The 13,148-nt window shown below is 50.7% G+C and carries 16 protein-coding genes; 4 read left to right on the top strand and 12 right to left on the bottom strand.

Annotated features, from left to right (window positions below; genetic code table 11):
* Nucleotides 1–31 precede the first annotated feature (31 nt).
* The 9 genes from ACTHUG_RS00485 to ACTHUG_RS00445 all read right to left on the bottom strand — a co-directional run bounded on the left by ACTHUG_RS00485 (nucleotide 32) and on the right by ACTHUG_RS00445 (nucleotide 6,847).
* Entirely contained in the window at nucleotides 32–205 is a 174-nt protein-coding gene (locus ACTHUG_RS00485) for a zf-HC2 domain-containing protein (RefSeq protein WP_440385887.1), read from the bottom strand.
* Between the two features lie 12 nt (nucleotides 206–217).
* Complete coding sequence (locus ACTHUG_RS00480) at nucleotides 218–796, bottom strand: sigma-70 family RNA polymerase sigma factor (protein WP_070837220.1); 579 nt, start codon at nucleotides 794–796, stop codon at nucleotides 218–220.
* 142 nt (nucleotides 797–938) lie between these two features.
* Nucleotides 939–1,625: an HvfC family RiPP maturation protein gene (locus tag ACTHUG_RS00475; RefSeq protein WP_440385886.1), complete on the bottom strand. Its 687-nt coding sequence runs from the start codon at nucleotides 1,623–1,625 to the stop codon at nucleotides 939–941.
* A complete protein-coding gene (locus ACTHUG_RS00470; RefSeq protein ID WP_036492350.1) occupies nucleotides 1,615–2,457 on the bottom strand; it encodes an HvfB family MNIO-type RiPP peptide maturase in 843 nt (280 codons plus the stop codon). Before ACTHUG_RS00470 ends, ACTHUG_RS00475 begins: the two co-directional genes overlap by 11 nt.
* Nucleotides 2,458–2,543: 86 nt before the next feature.
* Nucleotides 2,544–2,816 carry a hypothetical protein gene (locus ACTHUG_RS00465; protein ID WP_049333024.1) on the bottom strand — a complete coding sequence of 91 codons (273 nt, stop codon included), beginning with the start codon at nucleotides 2,814–2,816 and terminating at the stop codon, nucleotides 2,544–2,546.
* Nucleotides 2,817–2,914: 98 nt separating this feature from the next.
* Nucleotides 2,915–3,364, bottom strand: coding sequence for an HvfX family Cu-binding RiPP maturation protein (locus tag ACTHUG_RS00460; RefSeq protein ID WP_440385885.1), 450 nt, complete (start codon nucleotides 3,362–3,364; stop codon nucleotides 2,915–2,917).
* Between the two features lie 223 nt (nucleotides 3,365–3,587).
* Nucleotides 3,588–5,897 (bottom strand): DNA helicase RecQ, encoded by a 2,310-nt coding sequence (recQ, locus tag ACTHUG_RS00455; RefSeq protein WP_440385884.1) that lies wholly within the window; start codon nucleotides 5,895–5,897, stop codon nucleotides 3,588–3,590.
* 216 nt (nucleotides 5,898–6,113) lie between these two features.
* Nucleotides 6,114–6,449, bottom strand: a complete 336-nt coding sequence (locus tag ACTHUG_RS00450) for a zinc ribbon domain-containing protein YjdM (protein ID WP_440385883.1) — start codon at nucleotides 6,447–6,449, stop codon at nucleotides 6,114–6,116.
* A gap of 59 nt (nucleotides 6,450–6,508) precedes the next feature.
* The gene (locus ACTHUG_RS00445; RefSeq protein ID WP_004519158.1) at nucleotides 6,509–6,847 is read right to left on the bottom strand and encodes a hypothetical protein; all 339 of its coding nucleotides are present in this window, start codon (nucleotides 6,845–6,847) and stop codon (nucleotides 6,509–6,511) included.
* Nucleotides 6,848–7,289: 442 nt separating this feature from the next.
* On the opposite strand from ACTHUG_RS00445, the gene ACTHUG_RS00440 reads away from it, so the two are divergent.
* On the top strand, nucleotides 7,290–8,246 hold the full coding sequence (locus ACTHUG_RS00440; protein ID WP_365990043.1) for a DUF2167 domain-containing protein: 957 nt from the start codon (nucleotides 7,290–7,292) through the stop codon (nucleotides 8,244–8,246).
* Nucleotides 8,247–8,311: 65 nt separating this feature from the next.
* On the opposite strand, the gene gltX is transcribed toward ACTHUG_RS00440, so the two are convergent.
* Nucleotides 8,312–9,706 carry a glutamate--tRNA ligase gene (gene gltX, locus ACTHUG_RS00435; RefSeq protein WP_440385882.1) on the bottom strand — a complete coding sequence of 465 codons (1,395 nt, stop codon included), beginning with the start codon at nucleotides 9,704–9,706 and terminating at the stop codon, nucleotides 8,312–8,314.
* A gap of 163 nt (nucleotides 9,707–9,869) precedes the next feature.
* Here gltX and ACTHUG_RS00430 point away from each other — a divergent pair, with 163 nt between their 5' ends.
* The gene (locus ACTHUG_RS00430) at nucleotides 9,870–10,964 is read left to right on the top strand and encodes an ABC transporter substrate-binding protein (RefSeq protein ID WP_440366516.1); all 1,095 of its coding nucleotides are present in this window, start codon (nucleotides 9,870–9,872) and stop codon (nucleotides 10,962–10,964) included.
* A gap of 106 nt (nucleotides 10,965–11,070) precedes the next feature.
* Nucleotides 11,071–11,328 carry a hypothetical protein gene (locus ACTHUG_RS00425; protein ID WP_049333040.1) on the top strand — a complete coding sequence of 86 codons (258 nt, stop codon included), beginning with the start codon at nucleotides 11,071–11,073 and terminating at the stop codon, nucleotides 11,326–11,328.
* Between the two features lie 70 nt (nucleotides 11,329–11,398).
* Here the strand turns inward: ACTHUG_RS00425 and ACTHUG_RS00420 are convergent, their stop codons facing one another.
* Entirely contained in the window at nucleotides 11,399–12,055 is a 657-nt protein-coding gene (locus ACTHUG_RS00420) for a YdcF family protein (RefSeq protein WP_049323693.1), read from the bottom strand.
* Nucleotides 12,056–12,080: 25 nt separating this feature from the next.
* Complete coding sequence (gene arsC / locus ACTHUG_RS00415; RefSeq protein WP_004519164.1) at nucleotides 12,081–12,440, bottom strand: arsenate reductase (glutaredoxin); 360 nt, start codon at nucleotides 12,438–12,440, stop codon at nucleotides 12,081–12,083.
* A gap of 169 nt (nucleotides 12,441–12,609) precedes the next feature.
* Between arsC and ACTHUG_RS00410 the strand changes: the two genes are divergently transcribed.
* Nucleotides 12,610–13,092, top strand: a complete 483-nt coding sequence (locus tag ACTHUG_RS00410; RefSeq protein ID WP_003747814.1) for a TlpA disulfide reductase family protein — start codon at nucleotides 12,610–12,612, stop codon at nucleotides 13,090–13,092.
* The last annotated feature ends 56 nt before the right edge of the window (nucleotides 13,093–13,148 follow it).

Here is a 13,148-nt window from a genome sequence, read left to right as displayed (position 1 = left end):
CAGGGGTAGGTTTCAGACGGCCTTTTTTGAATCATCGAAATATCTTGTGCATGGCGTTGCTGATTAATGCGAGCTGTTTCTTATATTCGCGGCAACGGGGACAGAGCGACAGGTGCACGGCAAGGGCAATGCGGTTAAAAAGACTGAGACGCACTTGGTCTTTCTGTTTGGAAATCAGATCGGTTATTTTGCGGCATTTTTTCATGGCGTTTTCCTGTCAGACATGGGAGAACCATTTGATTTGCAGACACTGGCGCAAGGTTTCGCGCGCGCGGTGCATGATGGTGTGGTAGTTGGCATGGCTGATGCCGCATTGTTCGCGGATTTCATCGCTTGAAAAGCCAAGAATCTCTTTCATGGTGAACACGCGGGCGGTGTTTTCCGGCAGATGGTAAAGGCAGGTCTGCAAAACTTGGTAGAACTCTTTATTGTTCAAACTGGCTTCGGGCGAGTCCCAACCCTGAGGCTGACCTTCGTCCGTCCAATGTCCGTCAGCGGCAAAATGTCCTTCAAAGGCTTCATCCAAGGCTTCCTCGTCGCGCGTGACGAAAACTTGGCGTTGCCGCCCGATTTGGCGCAGGCAGTCGGTAATTTTGTTTTTTAAGATTGCAAACAGCCAGCTGCTCACTTGGGCGCCGCCTTTAAAACCTTCGGCCGCACGGTAGGCGGAAAGCATGGTTTCCTGTACGAGGTCTTCCGCCAAATCGGGGCGGTCGGGCAGCTGGATATGGGCAAAGCGCAGCAGCAGTTTGCGGGATTCGGCAAGCTCGGCATCGGTCAGTTCGGGTAGGGCCATAATGTATCAGTATGAAATGAATGATCAATATGCTTCTGATTTTACGCTGATACGGCAAGAGCATGCGATTGAATCTATAAACGATTTCAGTAGTATTTTTGTTTTACCGAAACCGACTGCGTCCGTTTCAGACGGCCTTGATTTATGCCGCAACCAAAATGCCCTGTTCCAGCCAATCCGTCCATTTCTGCCTTAATGCGTCCTGCCAAGCGTTTTCAGACGGCATGAACTCTGCCAGCATGGTTTGCAGGCCGTTTAGGGAAGTGGGCGTCTCTGCCAACGTTTCCAGCAATAAGGCGTCGAATCCATCAAGCGTTTGGTACATCACGTCGTCTTCCTTATCACGCCACACCAAAACGGCGGTTTCCGCCTCATGCAATTCGTCGGTCACGTCATACTGATAACGGCGCACAAAGGCGGCGGGAGAAAGGGAGTACGCTAAATCGTCTGAATCGGCAGGCGAGGCTTCGCTGTCGGTTTGAGCGGTTTCGGCGAGTAGCTGGGTGTGTTCAAAGTCCATCAATTCCAAAAGGTCGTCTGAAAGCAGCAGGCTTTGGCAGTATCGGAGGAACTCGCCGGGAATTTCTTGAAAATAGGGCGTTTGGGCGCGCGCGTCGCGGACGAAACCTTCTTTCAGACGGCCCCATTCTTCGCTATCAAAGTATTGCAGCGTTTCTGTATAACAGCGGTCGATAAAGCTGTGAATATTGTTGCGTATCAGGCGGATATAGACATTCAGGCGCTCTTGCGGTAGTCCGTCTGCGGCTTTGCCTTCGCGTATGGCTTGGGCAAAGCGGTGTTGGTATTGGGCGGAGGTTTCAGGCTGCACGGCGGTATTCCTTTCCGGCACGCATTTGATAGTCGGCAATTTTGGCGACTTCGGCTTCGAGTTCGGCAAAAGGCGGAAAATTGAAATCGCGTTCCAACAGGGTGGGCGGAATGGTCGGCAGCTTGGTGTAGGCGAGTTCGAGCAAGTCCCAAACGGTCGGTAAAACTGCCGCGCCATGCGTATCAATTAACAATTCCGGCGTTTCCACATCATGCCCGGCAATATGGATATAGCACACGCGCCCTGCATCCACATTTTCTAAAAAGGCTTCGGGCGACAACAGTCCGTGATTGACGGCGTTGACGTAAATATTGTTCACGTCCAAATGAATGCCGCAGTCGGCTTCACGGGCAACCGCGTTGAGGAACTCAACTTCGTTCATCTCGGCAAGCGGAGAATGCAGGTAGTAGGACGTGTTTTCTACGGCAATACGGCAGCCCAACCGGTCTTGCACTTCGCGGATACGGCGCGCGGTATGTTGCACCATTTCTTCAGTGAAAGGCAGCGGTAACAAATCGTAGAGATGACCGCCGTCGTGGCAGTAGCTCAAATGGTCGGAGAAAAACGTGCAGTCATAACGGCGCATCATTTCTTTGATTCCGTCTATCAAGGCGGTATCCAACGGTGCTTGTCCGCCCAGCGACATGGATAATCCGTGCAACGCCAGCGGCAGCCGTTCCGCCACGCGGTCAAACTGTTTGCGCGCCCTGCCGCCCATTTTCAGCCAGTTTTCGGGGGCGGCTTCGATAAAGCGTATCGGGCTGTCGTCTGAAAGCGAGAGGAAATCTTCCGCCAAGTCGCGGCGGTAGCCCAAGCCTGCATGTTGAATCATGGTGATGTCCTGTTATGGTGCCGTATGAACGACAAAGTCGCATTTTCGTTTGTAAAATGCGACTTTGTTAAAGGTATGTTGCAGGATTATTTAGAACCGCATTTACCTTCGCCGCATTTGCCTTCTACTACTTTGGCAGCTTTGGCTTTAGATGCTTTGCCTTTTTTGGCGTGTGCTTTTTTCATGGCTGCGCCGCAAGAACCTTCACCGGCTTTGGCAGCCGCGCCGCAAGTACCTTCGGCAGCTTTAACAGTTTTCTCAACGGCCACGTCGCTGGCGGCTTTATCAGCGGCAACAACACCGGCAGCCAAAGACAGGGACAGTGCACCGGCCAAAGCAGCAGCTACATTTTTTTTCATTTCAACTTCCTTTTTAAAATATGGGTTTTAAAACAAATCAAGGGATAATATCGGGCATTTAAAGTCGGCCCGCGACCATTAATCCTTAAAGATAATCCTTAAAGAAAATGCTTGATGCGGCAACAGCGTTTCTTCAGCAGTGCATCCAAAGACAGACGGCCAGCACCCTGCAATAGGACAGGAAATAAAACCACCAAATAAATCAGTGCCATTTTATAACCGTTGTCGCACACATTGTAACCCAAGCCGGCATGTACCGCAGACCATGCGACAGCCGTTACAACCATCAATCCCAGCGCGGACAGCCGTGTTGCCAAGCCGACAATAAGCAGCGCAGGCAAAACCAGTTCCGCCCACATCGCCAAATTCCAGTTGACCGTATCCGACAACAAATTGAACGGAAAGGGAAATTGACTGTTTATTTCTGCAAACCAGTTTTCCCCGTTCCATTTTTCCAAGCCGGATTCAAGAAATTCATACGCGGTAAAAAGCCTGAGTGCCAACAAGCCGAAAGCAGCCTGCCAAGAGGGATTGGATGAGGTGTTCATTTATTTTCCTAATCGATGTGTGTCGAATGGGCTGGGACGAAAAATCCATCGGCACCATCCGATTTTTCATGCCTGTTTAGACGCGGCAGCTTTAAAAAACTGACAAAATAAATGAAGATATTTTCTTATTCATTGTTTTATAAAGATTAAAAATTCAAAAAGGCCGTCTGAAACACCATGTTTGATTGGGTTTCAGACGGCCTTTGATGATAATTGCCATCCATTAATCCGCTTGTTTGCACAATTCGACAATTTCCGCGCCGTATTTGTCGGTTTTTTCCTCATTCATGCCGTGGATTTCCGCCAGCTCCGCCAAATCTTGCGGCCGTCGGGCGGCAATGGCGCGCAGGGTAACTTTGCTGCATATCTGATAGGCTTCGAGGCCTTCATGGCGGGCAGTATCGATGTTCCACTGAAGCAGACGACGCATCAATCGGCGTTTGCGTTTGTCCTCTTCGCTCAGGCCGTCTGAAAACGGGCGGCAGATGTTTAAAATGCCCTCGCCGTATTGTTCGATACGTTTTTCGCCGAGTTTATACACGCCTAAAAGATCGATGGGTTCGGCAGGCGTATTGGTCAGCAAGTCGTCCATGCTTTCGTTGGAGAACACCGTTCCCAGTGTGACTTGATCGGCACTTGCCTGCTGCTCGCGCCAAGTTTCCAAAGCCTGTTTTAAGGCCTGTTCGCGCCCGCCCAAGCTGTGGATAACTTGTGTACTGTCTGTGGAAACCGTACCGGCTTCGGCCGTTTCGCAAACGTCGAGTATCTCCAAACCGAATTTATTGATTTTCGCCTCGCCCAAGCCGTAGATTTGATGCAAGTCTTCCAAACTTCGGGGCATTTTTTCGACAATATCGCGCAGGGTTTTGTCGCCGCAAACCACATAGGCCGGTACTTCCTCTGCCCGGGCGCGCTGTTGCCGCCATTGGCGCAATGCCTGCCACAAACGCTCTTCGCGCTCGGTGCGCAACCAATCGTCTTTCGGCTTTTGGGTAGCCGTTTTTTCGCGGCGCAGGGGGCGCAGCATGACTTCGGTTTCGCCCTTGAGGACTTTTTTTGCCGCTTCGGTCAGCTGCAGGGCTTGATGCTGCTCGACATTGACGGTGAGATAGCCCAGGCTGATGCACTGGCGGATGACGCTGCGCCATTCCTTGTCGGTCTGTTCGCTGCCGATGCCGAATGTGGATAACTTGTCATGGCCGTTGCGCTGTATCCAATCGTCGCTTTTGCCGCGCAAAAGGTTGGTGATGTAACCGGCGGCAAAACGTTGTCCGGCGCGGTACACGCAGCTGAGTAATTTTTGCACCAACACCGTGCCGTCAAACCGTACGGGCGGATGCAGGCAGTTGTCGCAATGGCCGCAGGGTTCGGATTCTTCTCCGAAATGTTTGAGCAGCAGTACGCGGCGGCAGGCGGCGGTTTCGCAGACGGAAAGCATGGCATCGAGTTTTTGCATTTCGATTTGCTTTTGCACTTCGTCGCTGTTGCCTTCGGCAATCCGTTCGCGCAGCAACACCCAATCGTTCAAGCCGTAACACAGCCAGCTCACGGCAGGCAGCCCGTCCCGGCCAGCGCGCCCCGATTCCTGATAGAAATGTTCGACACTTTGGGGCATATCGAGATGGGCGACAAAGCGCACGTCGGGTTTGTCTATGCCCATGCCGAACGCCACGGTCGCCACCACAATAATATTGTCTTCATGCGTAAAGCGGCGTTGGTTTTCCTCGCGCACGTCCATGCTCAAACCGGCATGATACGGAATCGCCTCCAAGCCGTTTTCACACAAAAACTGCGCCACATCCTCGACTTTTTTGCGGCTTAAGCAATACACAATACCGCTTTGCCCATGCATCTGCTTGCGGATGAAATCCAGCAATTGTTTTTTGCCATTATTTTTTTCGATAACCTGATAATAAATATTCGGACGGTCAAAGCTGGAAATAAATTCGGGCGCATCGTCCAAATGCAGATAATGCTTGATGTCGGCGCGCGTGGCCGCATCGGCGGTAGCGGTCAGGGCGATGCGCGGGACGTTCGGATAGCGTTCGGCAAGCATACCGAGCTGTTGATATTCGGGGCGGAAATCGTGTCCCCATTGACTGACGCAATGCGCCTCATCAATGGCAAACAGGCTGACGGTTTGTTGGTCGAGAAAACGCAAAAAGCGGTCGGTAACCAAGCGTTCCGGCGCAACATAAAGCAGTTTCAGACGGCCTTGGGCAAGCTTGTCGGCAATCTCGCGCGCCTCATCCGCCGATGTGCTGCTGTTGACTGCCGCCGCTTCAATCCCGGCCACATGCAGGCTGGCCACTTGGTCGTTCATCAGCGCAATCAGCGGCGATACGACAACCGCCACGCCTTCGCGCATCAGCGCCGGAATTTGGTAACACAAAGACTTACCCCCGCCCGTCGGCATCAGCACCATCAAACTCTCGCCGCCGGCCAAAGCATTAACGATAGCCTCCTGCTTGCCACGAAATTCGGGATAACCGAATACTTCGTGCAAAATCTGTTTGGCGGTCGGCTGAGGCATAATGGTTCCGTAGAATAGGGGAAAGCGTTATTTTAACGGTTTTGCACCCGCGTATGTGCGGAACATTTTGCCGCCGTTTTTTCAGACGGCCTGAAATTCAACCCTATTAAATTTATTCAATTTTAAATAAAGATTTGTTTTATTTTGAATAAAATGTATAAAGGCCGTCTGAATCCTAATCTTTGGATTTCAGACGGCCTTTCAAAAATAAAATCTTTAGGCTTTTTTGACGAACTCAGATTTCAAGTTCATCGCGCTGCCATCGATTTTGCAACCGATATTGTGGTCGCCCTCTTGCAGGCGGATGCCTTTGACTTTGGTGCCTTGCTTGATGACCATAGAGCTGCCTTTGACTTTCAAATCTTTAATCAAGACAACCGTATCGCCATCTTGCAAGACCGCGCCGTTGGCATCTTTGACTTCCAATACATCATCGCTTGCAGCCGCAGCATCGACCTCGTTCCACTCATGGGCGCACTCAGGGCAAACGTATTGAGCGCCGTCTTCGTAAGTGTATTCGGAGTGGCATTTCGGGCAGAGAGGTAGGGACATGAGGTTTCCTTATAAATATGATAAAAGAAGCGTAAAACGCAAATAATACAATGTCTAAATTATTGATTCGCCTTGCTGCCGCCTACGCCGTAAACGGCATTCCACGCCGCATCCAACATCTGGCCGGCTTGTTGCAGCTTGGCATTTTGCTGCTCTTTCTGAGCCAAGGCCGTCTGAATTTCGCCTTTCAAACGGTCAATATCGGATTGCGCAGCCTGCAAACGGCGCTGCGCGCTTTCCAAATCGCTTTGCAGGGAAATGATTTTGCTGTCGTTGCTGTTTTGCTCATGCAAAGCGGCACGGTAAACCGATTGGACGGACAGCAAACGGTCTTCTGCCTCACCGGCATACGCCGCGGCGGCGGATAACATCATCAGGGCAAGTAAGGTTTTTTTCATGGGTTTTCCTTTAAAGTTGTTTGATTTGTAAAGTAAAGCGCAGAGCCGATTTTTCAGCTGCCAAGTTTACATAATAGGCTTATTGGTCTTTGTTCTTGATGGTTTATTTTATCCAATCCGGACATTCAGGCTGCCGATAAAAGTTAATTCAATCAACTGTTGTGACAGGCAGCTATTATTTTCTCATATTCTCCGCCTTATTCCATTATTTTCTGGTTTTATGATAAAAGGCCGTCTGAAAAATTTTCAGACGGCCTTTTTAAATTTCACAATGATGGCTCTACCTCCCCTCAAAAAACTTTCCTGTATTTTTTAAATTACAGTCATATTTAGATATGTAAATATGATTTATTTATTGTAAAATTTACCCTTTAGTCATGCCGGAGCATATGGTGTTGCGGCTGTCTGCATCTTTTTTTAATTCTTCTTTCATGAGAACCCTATGATGAAAAGCAACCGTCTCGCCTACGCCGTTTTGGCTGCCCTCTTATCTATCCAAACCTTACCCGCGTCTGCGGCCAAAGCTGACACTGCTTCTGCCGTTGAGGCATCTGAGCAAGAAGCGCAACAAGCTCCGGATTCTGCCACAAACTATGTTGACGACCAGATCGTCCAAGGCCCGGCAACCGTTGATTTGGGCAATCAGGCCAAACTGAAACTGCCTGCAAAAATGGTCTTTGTGAAAAAAAATCGCGCCAACGCCATGATGAGGGAAGCAGGCAACGCCACAGATCCCAACCGCTACGGCCTGATTCTCCCCGAGTCGGAAAACGAGGACGGTGATACTAATTGGATGGTAGACCTAACCTTTACCGATTCCGGCTACATCAAAGACGATGATGCCAAAGAATGGGATGTTGAGGCCATGCTCGAGCAGCTGAAAGAAGGTACCGAGGAACAAAATAAAGAGCGTGCCTCCCGCAACCTGCCGGAATTGGAAACACGCGGCTGGGTGGAAAAACCGCAATATGATGCAAAGACCCATCGTCTGATTTGGTCGATTGACGTTCTGAATAAAAACGAACCCGATCCCAATCCTGCCATCAACTACAATACTTTCCAGCTGGGACGCGAAGGCTATATTGAATTGACTATGATCACCGATTTGAAAAGCATAGATCAATACAAACCTATTGTGCAAGAATTGTTAGGCAATATCGAATTCAATGAAGGCAAGCGTTACAGCGATTTCAATGCCGCAACCGACAAAGTGGCCGAATACGGACTGGCTGCCTTGGTCGGCGGTATCGCTGCAAAAAAACTGGGATTATTGGCCTTAGCCGGCGCATTACTGGCTAAATTCGGCAAACTGATTATTTTCGGTGCTGTTGCAGCGGGTGCATTGTTTAAAGGCCTATGGCGCAAAAAAGATAAAAACAAACCGAACGAAGAAGAATAAATAAATCCTGTTCAAAATAAAAAGGCCGTCTGAAACATTTCAGACGGCCTTTTATCATTCATGCCTTACGAACGGATCCGTTTCAACACTTCTTCTTTGCCGATTAAAGCCAATACGGCATCGACGCTGGGGGTTTTTGCCGTACCGCAGACAGCGAGGCGCAGGGGCATGCCGAGTTTGCCCATTTTGATGCCTTCTTCGTCGCAGAAAGGTTTGAAGAGGTCGTGGATGGCTTCGGCGGTCCAGTCTTCCAAACCTTCAAGGCGTTCGGCAAAGCGCAGCATACGGGCGGCGGCTTCATCATCCCAATGTTTCTGCACGTCTGCTTCGGCAGGGGTTTGTTTGACATAGAAGTAGAGGCACTCGTCGGCGAGGGTGTTCAGGTCTTGGGCGCGGTCTTTGACCAATGCCAACACGTCTTCCAAAGCGGGCTTGCTGGTTTCATGGATATCGCGCAGGGCGAGGCGCGGTTTCACCATTTCGGCGAGTTTGTCGTTAGGCGTGATTTTGATGTGTTCGCCGTTAATCCAGTAGAGTTTTTTCAAGTCCATACGGCTTGGAGACGGGGAAACGTCTTTCAAATCAAACCATTCGATGAATTGTTCCATTGTGAAAAATTCGTCGTCGCCGTGCGCCCAGCCCAAGCGTGCCAAATAGTTGAGCATGGCTTCGGGCAGGATGCCCATTGCGCCGAAATCGGTAATGGCAACGGTATCGCCGCTGCGTTTGGAGATTTTTTTGCCTTGCTCGTTAAGAATCATGGGCAAGTGGCCGTATTCGGGTAGGGTGGCGCCAATGGCTTTTAAGATGTTGATTTGTTTCGGGGTATTGTTCACATGGTCGTCGCCGCGGATAACGTGGGTAACGCCCATGTCGTAGTCATCCACGACAACGCAGAAGTTGTAGGTCGGTGTGCCGTCGGCGCGGGCAATAATCAGGTCGTCGAGCGCTTCGTTGGGAATAGAGATTTCGCCTTTGACCAAGTCCGTCCATTTGGTTACGCCGTCCAAAGGCGTTTTGAAACGGACAACGGGTTGCACGTCGGCAGGGATTTCGGGCAGGGTTTTGCCTTCTTCAGGGCGCCAGCGGCGATCGTAAGTCGCCGTGCCTTCTTTTTCGGCTTTCTCGCGCATGGCTTCCAGCTCTTCTTTGCTGCAATAGCAGTAGTAGGCATGGCCTTTTTCTAAAAGTTCGGCAATGACTTCTTTATAGCGGTCGAAACGGCGGGTTTGGTAAACGACGTTGTCGGCGTTGTCGTAATCAAGGCCGACCCATTTCATGCCGTCGAGGATGATGTTGACGGATTCGGCAGTAGAGCGCGCCAAGTCGGTGTCTTCAATACGCAATAAGAATTCGCCTTTATGATGGCGGGCAAACGCCCATGAGAACAGCGCGGTGCGTACGCCGCCGATGTGCAGGTAGCCGGTTGGGCTGGGGGCGAAACGGGTTTTGACGGTCATGATGGCTCCAAAATCTTTTAAAACGGTTATTTTACTTTTTCGGCGTGGTTTAAACAACGAACAAAAGGCCGTCTGAAAATAATGTCGGCGCAGAAGGACCGTTTGGGAACTTTTCTCCCGAAAACAAGACAAATGATAATTATTTCTTTGAAAGTATCCGCTCATGAACAAACGCGCTTTATTTACCGCCCTCGCCCTCCTGCCCCTTTTTGCCCAAGCCGAAATCAAAACTATCAAAGACGTATTGGGACGCGAAGTCAAAGTCGATGTCCCTGTCAAACGCGCGGTTTTGGCGTTTTACTATCCCGACTATATCGCGGTAACGGGCGCGGACAAATTTAAAAACGTCATCGGCATTTCGCGTGAGTTTTGGGAGAAATTCAATCCCGGCAGCTGGGCTATGTTCAAACAGAAGCTGCCTACGCTGCAAAACATTGCGGACATCGGCAACATCAACACCGGCACGTTTTCACTGGAGAAAACGCTCGCGCTCAAGCCGGACGTATTGATTCTGGCCGACTGGCAGTATAAGGCCATCGCCACCCACCTGCCGCGCATTAAAGCGGCAGGCATACCCGTCGTCGTGGTCGATTTCAACGCCGAAACCGTCGCGCGGCACACGCGCAGTGCGGAAATTTTCGGTGAACTCAACGGTACGCAGGCGCGCGCCCAAAAAATTGCCGCCGAATACGCCCGAGGCATTGCCGACATCCAAAAACGCGTCGCGCGCGCCAAGCAGTCCAAACCGAAAATCTATATCGAGTTCGGCGACAAAGGCCCGTCCGAATACAGCTACACCTTCGGCAAAGATATGTGGGGCGCGATTGCCGACACAGCAGGCGGCAACAATATCGCCGCGCCTTACGTTAAAAACTGGGGACCGGTAAACCCTGAAAAATTCCTGACGGCCAAACCCGACGTCATCGTCATTTCGGGGACGGAAAACGGCCATAAAGACAAGCCTGACATTATGGCGATGGGCATAGGCATCAGCCAGGCCGATGCGCAACGCCGCCTGGCCGGATTTGTCAAACGCAAAGGCTGGGCAGACATTCCTGCCGTCAAAAACAAACGCGTTTACGGCATCTACCACACCGCCTCCCGCTCGCTCGCCGATTTGGCCAGCGCGCAATTTATCGCCAAAACCCTGTATCCGCAGCAGTTTGCCGACATAGACCCAAACAAGACCTATCTGGACTTCTACCGCAAATACCTGCCCGTCGTGCCGGACGGTACGTTTTACATCCAATTGAAATAGCGGCTGCAAAAATCATAGGCTCAGGCCGTCTGAATATGTATGCTATACTAATAAGGCTTTATTATGTATAATTATTATTCTTTTTATTTAATGTATTGGACAAGATATGACTGAACAAAACCAAATCGGCCATCAACAGGCTCCAATTGTAAGCGTCAAAGAATGGTTGATAACAAACTTGATTATGATGATTCCGCTGGTCAATATAGTTATGATGCTTGTATGGGCATTCGGTTCAAACACCAATCCGAATAAAGCTAATTATTTCAAGGCTGCCTTGATTCTGTTTGCCATCGTAATGGTAATTTATCTGGTACTGGCTGTAGTCTTATTTGGCAGTGTAGCTGCAAATCAATATCAATAAGTAAGAATACATTTAGGCCGTCTGAAACCTAAAAGGCTTCAGACGGCCTTTTACATGGATTACCGAAAGCTCAACCACCTATCCAATTCCAAACCGCATCGCTCCATTTGCCGATACGGTAGAGAAACAAAGAATAGCTCTCCTGCATCAGAAACTTGGCTTTCTTGTTGCGCTCGTCAAAGCGCGTGGTCGGGGTGGCGGAGAACTGCGCGTCCGACAAGCCCAAATCGGCGGCCATTTCTTCGGCGCGCGCCAAATGATACGGGTCGCTGACAACGATAATGCTGCCGACTCCGTTGGCGTGCATGATGGGGACGATATTGCGCAGGTTTTCGTAAGTGTTGCGCGATGTGTTTTCAAACAGGATATTGTGCGCCGGTATGCCCTGCTTGAGCGCGTATCGGCGCCCCACTTCGGCTTCGGTCATGAATCCTTTTTTGGGCGTGCCGCCGGTGAAAATGATTTTGCCGACCCGATGGCTTTGGTAGAGCGTGATGGCGTGGTTGATGCGCTCACGGAATACCGGCGACGGGCGTTTGTCCCACGCCGCCGCACCCAACACCACCGCCGCATCGGCATGAGCGTCCTTCGGCAAGGTGTGCGAACCTGTCCGGTAAATCTGCCATGTGCCGCTCAAAAAAATACCGCACACCAGCAAAACGCTCAAAGCAAGGCCGCGAAACAGGTAGTATCGCAAGCCATTGCGGCTTTTAAGCAGGGAAATCATCTTCAGACGGCCTTATCCAACCCTATCAGCCGAGTAGGGCGGCAATGTTTTCCAACGGACGGCCGATGGCTGCGCGCGTAGGCGTTACCAAAACGGGACGCTCGAGCAGGGCGGGGTGTTCGGCGATTGCCTGAAGCAGGGCAGCATTGTCCAAATCGGGATTGTCCAAACCCAATTCTTTGTACAAATCGTCTTTCGTGCGCATCATGCCGCGCACCGATTCGATGCCGAGTTTGGCAAACATATCCTGCAAAGTCGCCAAATCGGGCGCGGTATCCAGATATTTGACCACGTCGGCGGCAACGCCTTTTTCTTCGAGCAAAGCCAGCGCGGCACGCGATTTGCTGCAACGCGGATTGTGATAAAGTGTGAATTCAGACGGCATGAAATTCTCCGTATTATTGCAAAATCATTCAATGATGGCGGTTATTATCGTCTGCAACTGATTTTTACTCAAACTTTTTACCTGATCTCTTGATATGAATCGGTAGGCATACCCACCAAACCGTTTTACAATAAACCCAATTTCGATTGGCAACCTCAAGGATACAACCATGAAAGCCTTAACCGCCCTTCTCTTGTCCGCCGCCGTTTTTACCGCTGCGCCAGCCTTTGCCGCCGACGAAACGGCAGGTTGGCAGGACAACAAACCGCAAAGCCTGGAATCGCTCAAAGCCCCCGTGCGCGTGGTCAACCTTTGGGCAACCTGGTGCGGCCCCTGCCGTAAAGAAATGCCTGCCATGTCCGCATGGTACAAAGCGCAGAAAAAAGGCAGCGTCGATATGGTCGGCATCGCACTGGATACGACCGACAATATCGGCAAATTCCTGAAACAAACGCCGGTCAGCTATCCGATTTGGCGTTACACCGGCGCCAACAGCCGCAACTTCATGAAAGCCCACGGCAACAACGTCGGCGTATTGCCTTTCACTGTCGTCGAAGCGCCGAAATGCGGCTACAAACAAACCATCACCGGCGAAGTCAACGAAAAAAGCCTGACCGCCGCCGTGAATTTGGCCAAAACCAAATGTAAATAAAACAGCGGATAGGGTACTTAACCTGCGCTGATACCGAGGCCGTCTGAAACCCAATC

The organism is Neisseria sp. P0022.S009 (genome assembly GCF_051956675.1).
Taxonomy (GTDB): domain Bacteria; phylum Pseudomonadota; class Gammaproteobacteria; order Burkholderiales; family Neisseriaceae; genus Neisseria.
This window is presented reverse-complemented; position numbering and strand designations above follow the sequence as displayed.

Excerpts from the sequence above, each read along its gene's own strand:
- ACTHUG_RS00485 (WP_440385887.1), bottom strand. The coding sequence starts at position 205 with ATGAAAAAATGCCGCAAAATAACCGATCTGATTTCCAAACAGAAAGAC.
- ACTHUG_RS00480 (WP_070837220.1), bottom strand. The coding sequence starts at position 796 with ATGGCCCTACCCGAACTGACCGATGCCGAGCTTGCCGAATCCCGCAAA.
- ACTHUG_RS00470 (WP_036492350.1), bottom strand. The coding sequence starts at position 2,457 with ATGATTCAACATGCAGGCTTGGGCTACCGCCGCGACTTGGCGGAAGAT.
- ACTHUG_RS00465 (WP_049333024.1), bottom strand. The coding sequence starts at position 2,816 with ATGAAAAAAAATGTAGCTGCTGCTTTGGCCGGTGCACTGTCCCTGTCT.
- ACTHUG_RS00460 (WP_440385885.1), bottom strand. The coding sequence starts at position 3,364 with ATGAACACCTCATCCAATCCCTCTTGGCAGGCTGCTTTCGGCTTGTTG.
- recQ (WP_440385884.1), bottom strand. The coding sequence starts at position 5,897 with ATGCCTCAGCCGACCGCCAAACAGATTTTGCACGAAGTATTCGGTTAT.
- ACTHUG_RS00450 (WP_440385883.1), bottom strand. The coding sequence starts at position 6,449 with ATGTCCCTACCTCTCTGCCCGAAATGCCACTCCGAATACACTTACGAA.
- ACTHUG_RS00445 (WP_004519158.1), bottom strand. The coding sequence starts at position 6,847 with ATGAAAAAAACCTTACTTGCCCTGATGATGTTATCCGCCGCCGCGGCG.
- ACTHUG_RS00440 (WP_365990043.1), top strand. The coding sequence starts at position 7,290 with ATGATGAAAAGCAACCGTCTCGCCTACGCCGTTTTGGCTGCCCTCTTA.
- gltX (WP_440385882.1), bottom strand. The coding sequence starts at position 9,706 with ATGACCGTCAAAACCCGTTTCGCCCCCAGCCCAACCGGCTACCTGCAC.
- ACTHUG_RS00430 (WP_440366516.1), top strand. The coding sequence starts at position 9,870 with ATGAACAAACGCGCTTTATTTACCGCCCTCGCCCTCCTGCCCCTTTTT.
- ACTHUG_RS00425 (WP_049333040.1), top strand. The coding sequence starts at position 11,071 with ATGACTGAACAAAACCAAATCGGCCATCAACAGGCTCCAATTGTAAGC.
- ACTHUG_RS00420 (WP_049323693.1), bottom strand. The coding sequence starts at position 12,055 with ATGATTTCCCTGCTTAAAAGCCGCAATGGCTTGCGATACTACCTGTTT.
- arsC (WP_004519164.1), bottom strand. The coding sequence starts at position 12,440 with ATGCCGTCTGAATTCACACTTTATCACAATCCGCGTTGCAGCAAATCG.
- ACTHUG_RS00410 (WP_003747814.1), top strand. The coding sequence starts at position 12,610 with ATGAAAGCCTTAACCGCCCTTCTCTTGTCCGCCGCCGTTTTTACCGCT.